19 protein-coding genes are annotated in these 16,217 nt (G+C 58.0%); 6 read left to right on the forward strand and 13 right to left on the reverse strand.

All coding sequences use genetic code 11. From position 1 onward, the window contains the following. Window positions 1–26: 26 nt before the first annotated feature. The 6 genes from QMG27_RS09270 to QMG27_RS09295 are packed head-to-tail and all read right to left on the reverse strand — an operon-like array spanning window position 27 to window position 5,481. Window positions 27–1,031, reverse strand: a complete 1,005-nt coding sequence (locus QMG27_RS09270) for a transketolase C-terminal domain-containing protein (protein ID WP_281810768.1) — start codon at window positions 1,029–1,031, stop codon at window positions 27–29. Between the two features lie 10 nt (window positions 1,032–1,041). Further along, complete coding sequence (locus tag QMG27_RS09275) at window positions 1,042–1,869, reverse strand: transketolase (RefSeq protein ID WP_281810769.1); 828 nt, start codon at window positions 1,867–1,869, stop codon at window positions 1,042–1,044. Between the two features lie 23 nt (window positions 1,870–1,892). After that, window positions 1,893–3,152 (reverse strand): TRAP transporter large permease, encoded by a 1,260-nt coding sequence (locus QMG27_RS09280; RefSeq protein WP_281810770.1) that lies wholly within the window; start codon window positions 3,150–3,152, stop codon window positions 1,893–1,895. Beyond that, window positions 3,149–3,649, reverse strand: a complete 501-nt coding sequence (locus QMG27_RS09285) for a TRAP transporter small permease subunit (RefSeq protein ID WP_281810771.1) — start codon at window positions 3,647–3,649, stop codon at window positions 3,149–3,151. The genes QMG27_RS09280 and QMG27_RS09285 overlap by 4 nt, the downstream gene beginning before the upstream one ends. 50 nt (window positions 3,650–3,699) lie before the next feature. Further along, window positions 3,700–4,683 (reverse strand): TRAP transporter substrate-binding protein, encoded by a 984-nt coding sequence (locus QMG27_RS09290; RefSeq protein ID WP_281810772.1) that lies wholly within the window; start codon window positions 4,681–4,683, stop codon window positions 3,700–3,702. A 48-nt stretch (window positions 4,684–4,731) separates the two neighbouring features. Beyond that, entirely contained in the window at window positions 4,732–5,481 is a 750-nt protein-coding gene (locus QMG27_RS09295; RefSeq protein ID WP_281810773.1) for an SDR family oxidoreductase, read from the reverse strand. A 140-nt stretch (window positions 5,482–5,621) separates the two neighbouring features. Here QMG27_RS09295 and QMG27_RS09300 point away from each other — a divergent pair, with 140 nt between their 5' ends. The 4 genes from QMG27_RS09300 (at window position 5,622) to QMG27_RS09315 (ending at window position 11,112) form a co-directional block, all read left to right on the forward strand. Further along, a complete protein-coding gene (locus QMG27_RS09300) occupies window positions 5,622–6,506 on the forward strand; it encodes a LysR substrate-binding domain-containing protein (RefSeq protein ID WP_281810774.1) in 885 nt (294 codons plus the stop codon). 69 nt (window positions 6,507–6,575) lie between these two features. Further along, the gene (gene tkt / locus QMG27_RS09305; RefSeq protein ID WP_281810775.1) at window positions 6,576–8,576 is read left to right on the forward strand and encodes a transketolase; all 2,001 of its coding nucleotides are present in this window, start codon (window positions 6,576–6,578) and stop codon (window positions 8,574–8,576) included. Between the two features lie 66 nt (window positions 8,577–8,642). Continuing rightward, entirely contained in the window at window positions 8,643–9,605 is a 963-nt protein-coding gene (locus QMG27_RS09310; RefSeq protein ID WP_281810776.1) for a D-2-hydroxyacid dehydrogenase, read from the forward strand. Between the two features lie 103 nt (window positions 9,606–9,708). Beyond that, the gene (locus tag QMG27_RS09315; RefSeq protein WP_281810777.1) at window positions 9,709–11,112 is read left to right on the forward strand and encodes an 8-oxoguanine deaminase; all 1,404 of its coding nucleotides are present in this window, start codon (window positions 9,709–9,711) and stop codon (window positions 11,110–11,112) included. A gap of 3 nt (window positions 11,113–11,115) precedes the next feature. Here the strand turns inward: QMG27_RS09315 and QMG27_RS09320 are convergent, their stop codons facing one another. Both QMG27_RS09320 and QMG27_RS09325 read right to left on the reverse strand, forming a co-directional pair. Beyond that, window positions 11,116–11,409, reverse strand: coding sequence for an addiction module antidote protein (locus QMG27_RS09320; RefSeq protein WP_281814595.1), 294 nt, complete (start codon window positions 11,407–11,409; stop codon window positions 11,116–11,118). After that, on the reverse strand, window positions 11,396–11,710 hold the full coding sequence (locus QMG27_RS09325) for a type II toxin-antitoxin system RelE/ParE family toxin (protein WP_281810778.1): 315 nt from the start codon (window positions 11,708–11,710) through the stop codon (window positions 11,396–11,398). Before QMG27_RS09325 ends, QMG27_RS09320 begins: the two co-directional genes overlap by 14 nt. 137 nt (window positions 11,711–11,847) lie before the next feature. Here QMG27_RS09325 and QMG27_RS09330 point away from each other — a divergent pair, with 137 nt between their 5' ends. Together QMG27_RS09330 and QMG27_RS09335 are read left to right on the forward strand one after the other, a co-directional pair. Then, window positions 11,848–12,198, forward strand: a complete 351-nt coding sequence (locus QMG27_RS09330; protein WP_281810779.1) for a CidA/LrgA family protein — start codon at window positions 11,848–11,850, stop codon at window positions 12,196–12,198. Further along, window positions 12,191–12,931: an LrgB family protein gene (locus QMG27_RS09335; protein ID WP_281810780.1), complete on the forward strand. Its 741-nt coding sequence runs from the start codon at window positions 12,191–12,193 to the stop codon at window positions 12,929–12,931. The genes QMG27_RS09330 and QMG27_RS09335 overlap by 8 nt, the downstream gene beginning before the upstream one ends. Here the strand turns inward: QMG27_RS09335 and QMG27_RS09340 are convergent. The 5 genes from QMG27_RS09340 to modA form a co-directional block, all read right to left on the reverse strand. Then, on the reverse strand, window positions 12,928–13,248 hold the full coding sequence (locus QMG27_RS09340; RefSeq protein WP_281810781.1) for a transcriptional regulator: 321 nt from the start codon (window positions 13,246–13,248) through the stop codon (window positions 12,928–12,930). The two genes, QMG27_RS09335 and QMG27_RS09340, sit on opposite strands and share 4 nt — an antisense overlap. A gap of 2 nt (window positions 13,249–13,250) precedes the next feature. Then, window positions 13,251–13,580 carry a type II toxin-antitoxin system RelE/ParE family toxin gene (locus QMG27_RS09345; protein ID WP_281810782.1) on the reverse strand — a complete coding sequence of 110 codons (330 nt, stop codon included), beginning with the start codon at window positions 13,578–13,580 and terminating at the stop codon, window positions 13,251–13,253. A gap of 84 nt (window positions 13,581–13,664) precedes the next feature. Further along, entirely contained in the window at window positions 13,665–14,753 is a 1,089-nt protein-coding gene (modC, locus tag QMG27_RS09350) for a molybdenum ABC transporter ATP-binding protein (RefSeq protein WP_281810783.1), read from the reverse strand. Continuing rightward, window positions 14,750–15,442 (reverse strand): molybdate ABC transporter permease subunit, encoded by a 693-nt coding sequence (gene modB / locus QMG27_RS09355; RefSeq protein WP_281810784.1) that lies wholly within the window; start codon window positions 15,440–15,442, stop codon window positions 14,750–14,752. Before modB ends, modC begins: the two co-directional genes overlap by 4 nt. A gap of 9 nt (window positions 15,443–15,451) precedes the next feature. Beyond that, window positions 15,452–16,213: a molybdate ABC transporter substrate-binding protein gene (gene modA, locus QMG27_RS09360; RefSeq protein ID WP_281810785.1), complete on the reverse strand. Its 762-nt coding sequence runs from the start codon at window positions 16,211–16,213 to the stop codon at window positions 15,452–15,454. Window positions 16,214–16,217: the final 4 nt, after the last annotated feature.

Raw genomic sequence — 16,217 nt, forward strand, 5'->3', positions numbered from 1 at the left:
TCAAGCCACCACGCACACAGGCACGCTTAAGCCAACCAGCCTTTGATCGTGGCCGACATCTTCTCAGCGGAAATGCCGTAGCGGTCGTGCAAGGTGGGCAAGGCGCCCGCGTCCAAGAACGCATCGGGCAAGGCCAGCATGCGGAACTTGGCAGGAGCTGCACCTTCGCGCAACAACAAACCAGCCACCGCTTCGCCCAGGCCGCCAATCACAGAATGGTTTTCAGCCACCACGACCAAACGACCGGGCTTGCGCACTTCGGCCAAGATGGTGGCGTCGTCGAGGGGCTTGATGGTGGGGCAATGCAGCACAGCCACATTCACCTTGTCGGCTTCGAGCGCCTTCGCCACTTCGAGCGTACGCATGGTCATGAAACCACTGGAAATCACCAGCACATCATTGCCTTCGCGCAGCAGCCTGGCTTTGCCCAACTCGAACTTGTAGTTGTATTCGTCCAGCACCAGCGGCACGTTGCCACGCAACAAGCGCATGTACACGGGGCCTTGGTGGGCAGCGATTTGCGGCACAGCTTGCTCGATGTCGAGCGCATCGCAAGGGTCCACCACCGTGAGGCCGGGAATGGCACGCATCATTGCGAGGTCTTCGGTGGCTTGGTGGCTGGGCCCGTAGCCGGTGGTGAGACCGGGCAAGGCGCAGCAAATCTTGACGTTCAAGTTTTCTTCGGCGATCACTTGATGGATGAAGTCATACGCGCGGCGTGTGCCAAACACAGCATAGGTCGTGGCGAATGGCACCAAACCTGTTTTGGCCATGCCACCCGCAGCACCCATGAGCAACTGCTCGGCCATGCCCATTTGGAAAAAGCGCTCGGGATAGGCCTGTGCAAACAAATGCAAGTCGGTGTACTTGGCCAAGTCGGCGGTCATACCTACCACTTCGGGGTGGCTAGCTGCGTATTCCACCAAGGCTTTACCAAAGGGCGCAGCTTGCACGCGTTGGCCTTCAGACGCGATGGAGGCAATCATGGCTGAGGTGGTCAGCCGAGGTTTTTTTTCAGTGACAGAACTCATGTCTATTCCTTTAAGGACGGTTGGCGTCCAACACTTCTAAGGCTTGTTGCCACTCAGGAGGGTCAACGCGGATGAAGTGGTTTTTCTCGCGAGCTTCTAAGAACGGGATACCTTTGCCCATCAAGGTGTCGCACAAGATCACGCGGGGTTTGGCATCGCTCAATGCGCGGGCGGTATCAAACGCACGCACAACGGCGGGCAAGTGGTTGCCATCAACGCGTTGCACATGCCAGCCAAACGAAGCCCATTTGTCGGCCAGTGGCTCAAAGCCCAAAACTTTGCTGGACTGACCATCGGCTTGTTGGTTGTTGATGTCCACCATGCAAATCAAGTTGCCCAACCCATGATGGGCAGCAGACATGGCGGCTTCCCACGTAGAGCCTTCGTCCAACTCGCCATCGGACATGGAGTTGTACACAAAGGCTTTGCTGCCTTGATGGCGTAGACCCAAGGCAATGCCCACACCGATGGGCAAACCTTGGCCCAATGAGCCGCCCGAGATTTCCATCCCCGGCGTGTACGTAGCCATGCCAGACATGGGCAAACGGCTGTCGTCGCTACCGTAGGTTTCGAGTTCGGTTTCGGGGATGATGCCCGCCTCGATCATCGCGGCGTAGTGCGCAATGGCGTAATGGCCGTGCGAGAGCAAAAAGCGATCGCGCCCTTCCCACTCGGGGTCTTCGGGTTTGAATTTCATGGCGTGGCCGTAGGCCACCGCCAACACATCGGCATAGCCCAAGGCTTGGCCCACATAGCCTTGGCCTTGCACCTCACCCATGCGCACCGCATAGCGGCGGATGCGCCAAGCGCAGCTGGCAATTTCTTGAAGAGTACTCATAGGTCTTAGTCAAACAAAGTGAATCAACGCAAGGTCAGCCAAGGCAAGTAGGCAAAACCGAGCAAGAGCGCGATTGCAACCGCGTAGAAAGGAATCAGCTCCATCACCACATCACCAATGCGCACTTTGGCAATTGAGCTGGTGATGAAGAGCGTGGTGCCAATCGGTGGGTGGTACAAGCCGATGGACAAGTTCACGATCATCATGATGCCCAGCTGAATGGTGTCCATGCCCACGGCAGAAGCGAGTGGCACAAACATGGGCGTGAGCAACAACACCGCCGCAGGCAAGTCAATGAACATGCCGGTGGCCAACATGATGAGGTTCATCGCCAAGATGATGAGCCAAGGCTCTTGCAAAGTTTCTTTGGCATACAGGGTGAAGGCGGCAGGCAACTGCTCATACGTCACGATCCAACCCACCACGCTAGAGGCCATGATGATGAGCAACACCACACCAGTGGAGATACCAGCTTCGATCGCTGCAGACTTCAACTTGGTCATATCCAAATCGCGGTACACCAAGCCCGACACCACCAAGGCGTACAGGGTCGACATCACGCTCACTTCGGTGGGTGTGGCAATGCCAAAGCGCAAGAAGATGATGATGAGCACAGGCATCGCCAGCGCGGGACCAGCATGCAACAACTGGTGCATGAATGCGCCCCACTCAAACGGCGTGGTGTCACGCGGGAAGTTGCGACGACGCCCCTGCACGTAGCACACCAGCATGAAGCCGCCGCACATCAAAAGACCAGGCAAGATGCCCGCCACAAACAAAGCACCAATGGACGCACCCGATACCAAGGCGTACACGATCATCGGAATCGAGGGTGGAATCAAGATGTCAATCGTGGCGGCGGCGGCCAAGGTGCCTGCCGCGAATGGCGCGGGGTAGCCCAGCTTTTTGAGCCATGGAATCAACATGGAACCAATCGCAGAAGCATCCGCCACCGCAGAGCCCGACACACCACCAAAAATGGTGGACGACAACACGCCCACTTGCGCAGGGCCGCCGTGCACACGGCCAATCATCATGGTGAGCAAGTTGACCAAGCTCTGACCCAAACGACCGCTGACCATCAACGCTCCCGTCATCATGAAAAACGGAATCGCGATCAGCGGAAAACTTTGCGTTTGCGTGATCATTTGCTCCACCGCCAAGTGCACAGGCACACGGTCAATGATGAGCAAACCCGCCACAGACGCCAACACCAGCGAATGCGCGATAGGAATAGAGAACAGCGCCGCAGCGATGAACAAAGCAATGATTAAGAGGGTCATGCGTCGGCTCCAATTTCGTTGTGTTCTTCACCGCGCCACACTTGGGGCAAACGGCACAGCGTGACGATGGCGAGCATCACAAACCCGAGCAGCAAACAACCCACGCTCACCGAGCCTGGCACTTGCATGATGGGCGAACGCTCGTCCGCAGCAATTTCAAACACGGGCCAAGCGGCATAGGCCAAGCCCAAGTACAAACCCGCCACCACCAAGGATGCGCCGGTCAACACCCAGCGGCGGGCCGCGCCGAGTTTTTGGGTCAGCAACACCACAGCAATGTGTGAGCCATGTTGTGCGGCAATGACCACACCCGACATGATCATCCAAGGGAACATCAGCTCGGGCAGCTCCGACGCCCATGACAGGCTGGTGCCTGCGGCATAGCGCAAACACACATTCACACTGAGGATGACAAACACCACGGACAACGTGATGTACAGCACCGTGTGACACCACCAAGAGATGACCGAGTCGATCGCTTTGAAGAGAGGATTCATGGCAACACCTTGCGGGCCCGCTGATGCAGCGGGCCCTGGTTGAAGAACAATTAACGAGCGGCTTGCACCACGCGTGTCACGAAGTCACCGATGGGGCCAGAGGTCCACTTGGTGTAGACAGAGGCAGATGCGTCCACAAACGCTTTGCGGTCGATGGTGTCAATCTGCACGCCTTTGCCTTTGAGGTCGGCTACCAATTTGTCGTCCACTTCTTTGTTCAAGCGGCGTTGCAATTGGGTGGCTTCAGCCGCAGCTTCAGTCACCACTTTTTGGTCAGCAGGTGTCATGCGGTCCCAAGTGCGCTTGCTCATCAAGAACGGGGTGGATTCGTACTTGTGGCCTGACAACGAGATGTACTTTTGCACTTCGTACAGTTTGGCGGACGCGATGTTGGTCAGTGGGTTTTCTTGGCCATCGACCACGCCTTGTTGCAAGGCGACATACAACTCAGAGAACTTGATTTGTTGTGCATCGGCACCCATGGCTTGCATGATGTCCACAGTCACAGCGTCTGGTGGTGTGCGCATCTTCAGGCCCTTCATGTCGGCTGGCGACTTGATGGGGCGCTTGCTGTTGGACATTTGGCGAATGCCGTTGTCCCACAAGCCCAACAACACCATGCCTTTAGCAGCGGTCTTGTCACCCAACTCTTTGCCGATGGGGCCGTCCATCACTTCCCACGCTTTTTGCACGTTGCCAAACAAGAAAGGCATGCCCAAGGCAGCGTACTCAGGCACCACCGACGACACAGCGCCTTGGCTGTTGGCCGAGAAGTCCAGCGTGCCAGAACGCAAGGCTGTCACCATCGCAGCGTCATCGCCCAACTGGGCTGAGTGCGCCACTTGAATTTCAACGCGGCCATTGGTTTTGGCTTTGACGGTTTCGGCAAACTTCACAGCGGCCACGTGGCGAGGGTTGTCAGGTGGATTGCCGTGGGCCATGGTCAGCTTGACGGTTTGAGCCGATGCAAAGCCGGTGACGGCGAGCAAAGCTGTGGCCAATACGGTACGACGGATGAAAGATACGTGTTTCATGGATTTGTCTCCTGATGTTTTTGAAGTGGTTGACTGACGAGGGAAAACTTAGTGAATCAACATGCCACCGTTCACGTCGAGCGTGACGCCGGTGCAGTACTTGGACAAGTCGCTGGCGAGGAACACCACGCAACCTGCGACGTCATTGGGTTCGCCAATGCGTGCGAGTGGGATGCCGTCCAAAATGCCTTGGCGCTTATCTTCGGGAATCTTGCCCTTGTTGATGTCGGTGGCGATGAGACCAGGTGTCACGCAATTGACGCGGATGTTGTTGCCGCCGTACTCGCGAGCCATGGCGCGGGCCAGACCGAGCACACCTGCTTTGGCTGCCGAGTAGTGAGGGCCACCTAAAATGCCACCGCCACGTTGGGCAGACACGGAAGAAATACACACGATGGAGCCGCTGTTTTGCGCAATCATCAAAGGCAACACGGCTTGTGAGGCGTAGAGCGTGCCACGCAGGCTCACGTCCATGATGCGGTCGTAGTCGCTGCCTGTGATGTCCAAGAACTTCACGGGTTGGGTGATACCGGCGTTGTTGACCAAGATGTCCACGCGACCGTACTTGGCTTTGATTTGCGCCACGGCTGCTTCGCAAGATGCTTTGTCAGTCACGTTGGCCACCAGCCCCAGATGCTCAGCACCAAGTTGGGTGGCGGCGGCTTGAGGGTTGGCCACTTCCAAATCGAGAATGACGATCTTGGCACCTTGTGCCGCCATCATGCGGGCGGTGGCAAAACCCAAACCGTTTAAACCTGCACCGCCAGTGATGACGGCGACTTTGTCTTTGAGCAGCATGCGTGTCTCCTTTTGATTGCACTGCGTTGATCGAGTGGCGTGATTGTTGGCAGGCTTTTGCATGAAGACAAACGATATAAACTCACCAGCAATTCAATTTAATTCATGTTGCACTGCAACAATTGAACGGATTTCAAGCCATGATCCCGCCACTAGCCGCCCTACAAGCCTTTGAAACCATCGCCCGCCGCAAGAGCTTTGCGCTGGCGGCCGAGGAGCTGCACCTCACCCCTTCAGCCGTCAGCCACCAAGTGGCCAAGCTCGAAGGCCTGCTGCATGTGCGTTTGTTTGAGCGTTCGGCCCGAGGCGTGGAAATGACCCCTGCTGGTCAGCAATACCTGCAACGTGTGGCCAGCGCCTTGGGCGCCATCAACACCGCCACCGAAGACTTGCGACACGGCGTGCAAGACACCTTGTATGTGCACAGCAGCCCCAGCTTTGCCAGCCTGTGGCTGATGCCGCGCATTGCGCGCTTTGGCGAACGCCACCCCAACATTTCCCTCATGCTGTCGGCATCGCATGTGCACTCGGACTTTCAGTTGGGGCAAATGGACATCGATATCCGTTACGGCATGCCCAACTGGCCCAACCTCGAAGTGGAGCCTATCTTCACCGAGCGCATCATGCCGCTGGCCAGCCCAGAGTTCATTCGCACCCATGCTTTGCATGAACCTGCCGATTTGCTGCGTGTGCCGCTCATTCAATCGAGTGTGAACTTGGTGCAATGGCCTGAGTGGTTTGCTCGTTTCGGCGGCGATGTGCGCCCAGAACGCATGGGCCTGCGCTTCGACCGCGCCATGATGAGCCTCGATGCTGCCGTGCAAAAACTCGGCGTGGCGCTGGAGAGCGCCAGCATCGGCCAATCGCTCATCAGCAGCGGCAAACTTCAAGCTGTGTTTGGCGACAAGCTCAGCATGGAAGCCCAAGCCCACTTCATGGTCTACCCCGCACGCCACGCTTCGCGGCCTGAGGTGAAGAGTTTTGTGGAGTGGTTGAGAGAAGAAGCATCACCGACCAAAGGTTGAATTAAGTTCATTCAAACCTGAATATTCATCGCTTGCGTTCATGTATGCGGATGGGAAAAATCCACCGCCATGACGCACACACACCCACAACAAGCTCTGGCGCACGCCATCCGTTTTCTCTCGATTGACGCCATCGTCAAAGCCCAAGAAGGCCACCAAGGTGTGCCGCTGGGCATGGCCGAAATTGCCACCGCGCTGTACACCCGTCACCTGAAGTACCACCCACAAGACGCCGGTTGGTTTGACCGCGACCGTGTGGTGTTGTCCAACGGACATGGCTCTATGCTGCTGTATTCGCTGTTGCACCTGACCGGCTACCCCGCTTTTCCGATTGAAGAAATCAAGCGCTTTCGCGTGTTGGGCTCGGTGTGCGAAGGCCACCCCGAGCGCCCCCACGGCGCAGCACACGTTGCAGCCAACGGCATTGAAGTGACCACCGGCCCACTGGGTCAAGGCATTGCCAACGCCTTTGGTATGGCGGTGGCCGAGGCTTACTTGAACGCCCGCTTTGGCAACGACCTAGTCAACCACTTCACCTATGCGTTTGTGGGCGACGGTTGCCTGCAAGAAGGTGTGGGCCAAGAAATGATTTCACTGGCCGGTCATTTGCAACTGAGCAAGCTCATCTTGCTGTGGGATGACAACCTCATCACCGACGACGGCAGCACCGACTTGTCCATCAGCGAGAACGTGTCAGAGCGCTTTCGCATCGCAGGCTGGCATGTGATTGAGCTCGACGGCCACGACATTGAAGCGGTGTCTGCCGCGCTGGACGCTGCACGCCAAGACCCACGCCCGTCCATGCTGGCGTGCCGCACGGTGATTGCCAAAGGCATTGCGCGCCTACAAGGCCAACGCGGCGGGCACAGTGGTCGCTTGTTTGAAGAAGATGCACAAGCGGCACGCGAACTGTTGGGGTGGAAGCACGGCCCGTTTGAAATTCCTGCGGACGTGCAGCAAGCATGGCGCTCTGCAGGCCAACGCAGCGCTGGCGACTACCAAGCCTGGCAAGCCCGCGTGGCCGCCCTGCCCGCTGCCGAACGTGCTGAGTTTGAACGCGTGATGCGCGGCGAATTGCCTGCCAACTGGCAACAGGTGTTGCACGACTACAAACACAAAGCACAGAGTGCACCACCCGCGCCAAGCGGCATCTTCATCTCCGCTGAAATCAACGACCTGCTCACCCACATGTTGCCCGAGCGCATGGTGGGCTGTGCCGACCTCGAAGCGCCCACCAGCCACAAGCGCGGCTTGACCGCTTTCAGCGCGCACGACCGCGCAGGCTCGTATGTGCACTGCGGCGTGCGCGAGCATGTGATGGGCTCGATGGCCAACGGCATGGCGGCACACGGCGGCATCATTCCCCTGTCGGTCACCTACCTCGCGTTTGCCGACTACGAACGCCCTGCCATGCGCATGGCCGCGCTTATGGGCTTGCCTGTGAAGTTTGTGTTCAGTCACGACTCGATTGGCATTGGCCGCAATGGCCCAACACACCAACCGGTGGAAATCATCGCTTCGCTGCGTGCCATGCCCAATATGTGGGTCATGCGTCCGGCTGATGCAGTGGAAGCGGCCGAGTGCTGGGAGCTGGCATTGGCACACCAAGACGGGCCTGTGAGCATGGTGTTTGCACGCCAATCATTGCCCTTGGTGCGTCACACACACACCACCGACAACCTCACAAGCCGAGGCGCGTATGTGCTGCACGAAGCAGCGTGTGGCCCACGCCAAGTGACTTTGCTGGCCACAGGCTCTGAAGTGTTGCTGGCCGTGCAAGCGCGCGAACAGCTGGAAGCGCAAGGCGTGGGCACGGCCGTGGTATCCATGCCCTGCTGGGAGTTGTTCAACGTGCAAGACGCCGCCTACAAGCGCAGTGTGTTGGGCGACGTTGTGCGCATAGGTGTAGAAGCTGCAGTGCGCCAAGGTTGGGATGCTTACCTTGGCATCGACGGCGGCTTTGTGGGCATGACTGGCTTTGGCGCTTCGGGCCCCGCAGATGAGTTGTACAAACTCTTCAACATCACGCCTGAAGCGGTGGTGGCTGAAGCTCGCCGCTTGTTGGCATGAGGTTGGTTCACCTGACATTCGACGCCTGCCCTTGCACACACACCTTTTGTTGAGAAATTGCCAGCCATGAAAATCGTTTTCCTCGACCGCGACACCATTTCGCCCTACACCACCTTACGTGCCCCGTCATTCGCACACGAGTGGGTGCAACACAACCGCACCAGCGCTGATCAAGCAGCGGCGCGCATTGCAGATGCCGACATCGTCATCGTCAACAAGGTCAAGCTGCCGGCTGAAGTTTTGGCTCAAGCCCCAAAGCTCAAACTGATTGCTGTGGCCGCTACAGGCACCGACAACATTGACCTGCAAGCCTGCCAACAACGCGGCATCGTGGTGAGCAATGTGCGCAACTACGCCAAGCACACCGTGCCCGAACACACCTTTGCGCTCATCTTCGCGTTGCGCCGCAGCATCTGCGCGTACCGCGATGCGGTGAAGACTGGGCGCTGGCAAGAGGCTGCACAGTTTTGCTTTTTCGATTACCCCATTCGTGACCTCGCAGGCTCAACGCTCGGCGTGATTGGTGACGGCGTGTTGGGCCAATCGGTGGCTGCCATTGGCCGCGCCTTGGGCATGCGCGTGCTGTTCTCGGCGCACAAAGGTCGCACAGGCCAAGGCAGCCTGTACACCCCATTTGAAGAAGTGCTGAAGCAGTCCGACATCCTCACCCTGCACTGCCCGCTCAACACCAACACACGCCACATGATTGGTGCAGCAGAGTTTGCACAGATGGCGCGCAAGCCCTTGCTCATCAACACCGGACGCGGTGGCTTGGTAGACGAAGCCGCTGTCGGCCCCGCGCTGCAAGCCGGCCACATTGCAGGTGCAGCGTTTGATGTAACCAGCGTGGAGCCACCGCCCGCAGACCATCCATTCATGGCATTGCTGGACCGCCCCGACTTCATCCTCACCCCGCACGTGGCATGGGCGAGTGCTGAGGCCATTCAGGCCTTGGCCGATCAGCTCATCGACAACGTGGAAGCGTTTGTGCGCGGGGTGCCGGTGAATCAGGTGTTGCCAAAAGCCTAAAATCACAGCACTGCAAAAGCCCGGGATGCGCGGCAACGTGGTGCTCGCCCAAACCAAGGGGACTCGGCCACGACTTGTTTGATTGTTTTTGAAGGACAAGTCCATGACCACCTTGCTCATCCACCGCGCCCGCTGCATCGCCACACAAGACGATGCCAACACCGAACTCAAAGACGCTTCGCTGCTGCTACGTGATGGTCGTATCGATCGCATCATTCCTGCCAACGAAAACATCGACGAGCTTTTGAAGCAAGTCGACGAAGTGATTGACGCACGCCGCCACGTGGTGGTGCCTGGCCTGATCAACACGCACCATCACATGGTGCAAAGCCTCACGCGTGCCGTGCCGCAGGTGCAAAACGCAGAGCTGTTCAGCTGGCTGCAAGGGCTGTACCCCATTTGGGCGGGGCTCACACCCGAGATGGTGTTGGTGTCTAACCAGGTGGCGATGGCCGAGCTGCTGCTGAGTGGCTGCACCACCAGCAGCGACCACCTGTACATCTACCCCAACGGCGTGCGACTGGACGACAGCATCGAAGCCGCGCACACGATCGGTATGCGCTTCACGGCCACTCGCGGCAGCATGAGCGTGGGCGAAAGCCAAGGCGGCCTGCCGCCCGACCGCGTGGTGGAAAAAGAAGCCTTCATCCTCAAAGAAACGCAACGCCTGATTGAGACGTATCACGACGCCAGCTTTGGCGCGATGACCCACGTGGCTGTGGCCCCTTGCTCGCCCTTTAGCGTGAGCCAAGACCTCATGCGCGAAGCTGCCAAACTGGCCCGCGCGCACAAGGTGCGCCTGCACACGCACTTGGCCGAGAACGACCACGACATTGCGTACACGAAAGAAAAATTCAACTGCACCCCCGCGCAATACGCCGAAGACTTAGGCTGGGTTGGCAATGACGTGTGGCACGCCCACTGCGTGAAGCTGGACGATGAAGGCACGTATTTGTTTGCACGCACACGCACCGGCATTGCCCACTGCCCGTGCAGCAATATGCGATTGGCGAGCGGCATCCTGCCCCTGCGCAAAATGCTAGACGCCGGGGTGCCGATTGGTTTGGGCGTCGACGGCAGCGCTAGCAACGATGCGGCGCACCTGCTGAACGAAGCACGCCAAGCCATGCTGCTGGCACGCGTGGGCCGAGCACTGGACGACTTTGGTTGCGACCACGGCCCTGCCGAGATGACTCCGCGCGACGCCCTGCGCCTAGCCACACGCGGCGGCGCTGAAGTGCTGGGCCGCGCCCACGAGCTGGGGCAAATCAAAGAGGGCTATTGCGCCGACATCGCCATGTTCCGCACCGACACCCTCAGCATGGCCGGTGGCGCCGTGCACGACCCCGTGGGAGCGCTGCTGCTGTGCGCCAGCGACAACGCAGACTACACCATCGTCAATGGGCGTGTGGTGGTGCGCCAAGGTGAGATTGCCACGGTGGACATGGGGCCGTTGATTGAGACGCATAACCAGCTGGCGTTGCAATTGGCGTTGGGGGCAAAGTAAAGATCAGTGCGCTTGTGGATAGGCGTGTATTTCAACGCCCAAAGCACGCAATACTTTAAGCACCGTGTCAAAGCGCGGCTTAGCGCCTACCGCAAAGGCTTTGTACAAACTCTCGCGCCCCAAGCCCGTGTCCCGCGCTATCTGTGCCATGCCTCTGGCTTTGGCCACGTCGCCAATGGCAGAGAGCAACAAGTCAGTGTCACCGCTAGCTAAAGCTTGGTTCAGGTACTCGGCGATCATCTCCTCGCTATCGAGGTAACTGGCTGCGTCGAATTCTGTTGTCTTACCCATGCGTATGCTCCTTGGCCAATTGTTGGGCGCGAACGATGTCTCGCTGCTGTGTTGACTTGTCGCCGCCCGCGAGCAACAAAATAATCTGATCTCCACGCTTACAAAAATACACGCGATAGCCCGGCCCCAAGTGCCATCGCAGTTCTGATACCCCACCTCCCACAGACTTCACATCACCCAAGTGACCCGCTTGCACTTGCTTGAGCCGCAACACAATGGCTGCTTTGGCTTGCAAGTCCTTCAGATTTTTAAGCCAGCGACTGAACGCAGATGTTTGCTCTAGGTGGTATCGCTTTATTGTATCCATTTAGATACTTCCATGTTTGGCCATGAAAACCTCTCTAGTGCGCTCCATTTTTAGAAGCCTGACCACTAGAGAGTGAAACGAAAAGTCAAAACTGTTTGCACTCGCCACCACACACGTACACGCCTACACTGGCATGCATGATCCAAGGCCTCGTCCAACTCTTCATCTTCCAAGCCCTCGGCGAACTCATCTCTAAGTTCGCCCTGCCCTTCATCCCAGGCCCTGTGTTGGGCTTGGTTTTGTTGCTGGCGTATCTGAGCGTGCGCGGCCACGTGCCTGCGGCGATTGATTTGGTGGGTGGCAGCGTTCTGCAACACTTGGGGTTGTTGTTCATCCCCGCGTCGGTGGGCGTGGTGCTTTACTTGCCCGTGTTGCAGGCCAATGCGTGGGCCATCAGCGCGGCGCTGGTGGTGAGCGTGGTGGCCACGGTGGCGGTGACGGCGGGCTTGCTCAAAGTGTTGGCCAAGAAGGAGCCGACCGATGCGTAACGAATTTCAAACGCAGTTGCCGCCCATCTCTGACATCTGGGTGTACCTCTCGGGCAGCCCGCTACTGGCCTTGGTGCTGACACTGAGCGCATATTTGTTGGGCCTCACGCTGTACGAGCGCAGCCAGCGCAACCCGCTGGCCAACCCTGTATTAATTGCGGTGGTGGTGGTCACGTTCAGCATCAGCGTGCTCGACATGCCGTATGCCAAGTATTTCGAGGGTGCGCAGTTTGTGCACTTCTTGCTGGGCACGGCCACGGTGTCGCTGGCCATTCCGATCTACAAAGGTTTTGCGTCGCTCAAAGGGCGTATGGGCGTGTTGCTGCTGTCTCTGATAGCGGGTGGCATCACCTCGGTGTTCACCGCCGTGGGTATGGCGCGTTGGTTGGGTGTGGACGAATCGTTGGTGAGCAGCTTAGTGGCCAAGTCGGTCACCGCGCCGATTGCGATGGGCATTGCCGAACGGGTGCAAGCCTCACCCACGTTGACGGCTATCTTTGCGGTGAGCACAGGCATCTTGGGCGCCATTCTGGGTCGCTACGTGCTTGACGCCTTGCGCGTCACGCGATGGTGGCAACGCGGCTTTGCCCTCGGCGTGGCCGCGCACGGCTTAGGCGCATCGCGCGCGTTCAGCGTGCACCCAGAAGCCGGTGCGTATGCCAGCCTAGGCATGGGCCTACACGGCATTGTGGGTGCGGTGATGATTCCTTATGCGGTGGCTTGGTGGTTTTAAACCGCCACTGAGTGGGCAGACAAGCTCACTTGCAGCTTCTCGCGCATCGCCAAAAAGATAGCTGCCAAGTTGTCCATGCTCGGGTTCCCCGTGGGCGACAACATGCGGTGCAAGCTCTTGCTAGGTTTATGCGTCATCGTGGCGAGTTGCTCAAACCCAATCGTGGCGTTGACGAGGTCGCGCAAGATGAGTCGTGCGGTTTCTGGCTCGCCATTCAAGAACAAAGTAGCGGCTTCGTCGAGCAAGGCTTGTGCAAACGATGCATCGGTCTGCACGCGTTGAATGACGGTTTCTTTGAAATTTCTGGTCAGCGCCATGTTCACCTCTTTTGCTTTTTACGGGCTTTGTACTCAGCCAACAAAACCTTGGCCTTGTCGATGTTGCGCTGTTGCCCGCGCTTGGTTCCACCGCCAAACAAAATGATGAGCGTGTCACCTTCTTTGGCTAGGTAAATCCGGTAGCCCGGCCCCCAGTCGATGACGTATTCGCCCATGCCGTCAAACCACTTGATATTTGACGTGTTGCCTAACTCCATGCGAAGTTTGGCCACCGTCACCTTGGCAGCAGCTTGCGCTGGCAAGCTGTCAAACCAAGTTTTATAAGGGCTTGAGGCGTCCTCGCGTAGGTACTCTTCTACTTTGATTGGCATGTTAATGGTAACACATACGTTACTTGTGGTGGTTCCACAATTTTGCGAGTCTGCCTAAGCCCGCAAGTACACAAACACTTGCGTTTATTTAACGAGCGCCACCGACTTCACCTGCGCCCACGCAGGCATGCCCATCTGCAACTCCAAGTCATGCACGCCACGCGCCGTGACGCGTGCCAGCAGCACGGTATCGCCACAACTCAAACGCAGCAGCATTTGTGACGGATGTGCCTCTGGCGTGATGGCGTCCACCACGCAGGGCACGTGGTTTTGAATGCTGGTGTGTGTGGCTTCGTGCAAGGTCACACTCACATCGCGGGCCAGCACACGAAGGCGCACGGTTTGACCCACCGCCAAGCCACTGTCACGCACCCACAGCACACCACCGGCAAAGCCGACCTGAGCCAAGTGCCATTGTGTGTCGATGGCCAGCACGATGCCTGTGAGCAACGCGCCTGCATCCTCACCCACCACCACGGGTAAGTTGGCTTGGGTCAGCACCTCGGCAACAGGGCCGTTGGCTTGCACACGGCCTTGGTTCATCACTACAAGTGTGTCGGCCAAGCGCGCCACTTCATCAACCGCGTGAGTGACGTAGAGCATGGGGATATTTAAATCGTCGCGCAGTTTTTCAAGCCACGGCAACACTTCTTGTTTTCGTGCGTGGTCGAGTGCAGCCAAGGGTTCGTCGAGCAACAACAAACGCGGCTGTGTGACCAAGGCACGGGCAATCGCCACGCGTTGGCGCTCGCCGCCCGATAGCTCGTGGCTGCGGCGTTTGAGCAAGTGGCCAATGCCCAGCAGCTCAGTCACCTGTTGCACCACGGCTTGGCTCATCGCGTTGCGGCTGAGCTTTTCCGCACGCTGATGGCCGTAGGCCAAGTTGCCCGCCACATCCAAGTGGTCAAACAACGACGCCTCTTGAAACACATAGCCCAAGGCACGTTGGTGCGTGGGTAGGCACACGTTCTGCGCATCGTTTTGCCAAACCTCATGACCCAGCTGCACCATGCCACGCGCTTGCGGCTCTAGGCCTGCAACACAGCGCAGCAAGGTGGTTTTGCCGCAGCCGGAGGGGCCATAGATGACGGTGATGCCGTGTGCGGGCAGCTGCACATCCACTGACACATCAAAGTCGGCACGCGCAATATCGAGCTGCAGGTGGATGTTCATGCACCCACCTTTTGATGACGAGTCGTACGACGGTTAAACCACGACAAGCCCAACAACACCACAAACGAGAACACCAACATCACGCCCGCCAAACCATGCGCTTGGCTGTATTCCATCGCTTCCACATGGCCATAAATTTGGGTGGACACCACGCGCGTTTTGTCGGGGATGTTGCCGCCAATCATCAGCACCACACCAAACTCGCCCACGGTGTGCGCAAAGCTCAACATCGCAGCCATCACAAAACCAGGTTTGGCCAAAGGCACGGCCACGGTAAAGAAAGCATCCCACTTGCTGGCTCGCAAAGTGGCAGCCACTTCCATCGGGCGTGGGCCCATCGCCTCAAAAGCATTAACCAGAGGCTGCACAGCAAACGGCAACGAATACACGATTGAGCCCAACACCAAGCCCCAAAAGCTAAACGCCAACGTGCCCCAGCCCGCCCACTGGGTGAATTGGCCAATCGGGCCATTGGGCCCGAGCGCCAGCAACAAATAAAAACCCAACACCGTAGGCGGCAACACCAAAGGCAGCGCGACGAGCGAGGCCACAGGCGCACGCCAAGCCGACTGCGTATGCGCCAGCCACCACGCCACGGGCGTGGCCAGCAACAGCAGCAACACCGTGGTGACGCTGGCGAGTTGCAGCGTCAGCGAGATGGCTTGAAAATCTTCGGCGCTTAAGTTCATGCCCACACTTTACAAGGCGTAGCCGTAACTTTTGATGATGGTTTTGGCAGTGTCGCCCTGCAGGTATTTCAGCAGCGCCGTTGCAGCCGCGTTGTCTTTACCTGCATTGAGCAGCACAGCATCTTGCTTCAAAGGCGTGTGCAAGTGTTGCGGCACAACCCACGCCGAGCCTTGGGGAATGCGACCATCAACAGAGATTTGCGACAAGGCCACAAAACCCAGCTGCGCGTTTTCGGTGCTGACGAATTGGTAAGTCTGGCCAATGCTTTCGCCTTGCACGAGCTTCGGTATCACGCTGCCCTGCACGCCCATCTTGTGAATCACTTCCATCGCCGCAATGCCATAGGGTGCGAGCTTGGGGTCGGCAATGGCTATCTTGTGGATCCCTAACTTGTTCAAGCTGTTGCTGCGCAGCACTTCCCCCTTGTCATCCACCACGTTGGCTTGTTTGCTCCACAGCGCCAACCGGCCCGTGGCATAAGTAAAGCGCGTGCCTGCAATAGCGAGGCCTTCTTTTTCTAAGCGTGCAGGGGTTTCGTCATCGGCGGCCAACAACACAGCAAACGGCGCACCGTTTTTAATTTGTGCGTAGAACTTGCCCGTCGCACCAAATGCCAACTGGGCTTTGTGCCCCGTGTCCTGCTCAAACGCCTTGGCGATTTTTTGCATGGGAGCGGTGAAGTTGGCTGCGACAGCCACCGTCACTTCACCCGCTTGTGCAGCAGCAAAAAAAAGAGTGCTGGCGAAAGCCAGCATCAGGCGTAGTGTCATAGGC

Source organism: Limnohabitans sp. MORI2 (genome assembly GCF_027925025.1).
GTDB lineage: Bacteria > Pseudomonadota > Gammaproteobacteria > Burkholderiales > Burkholderiaceae_C > Limnohabitans.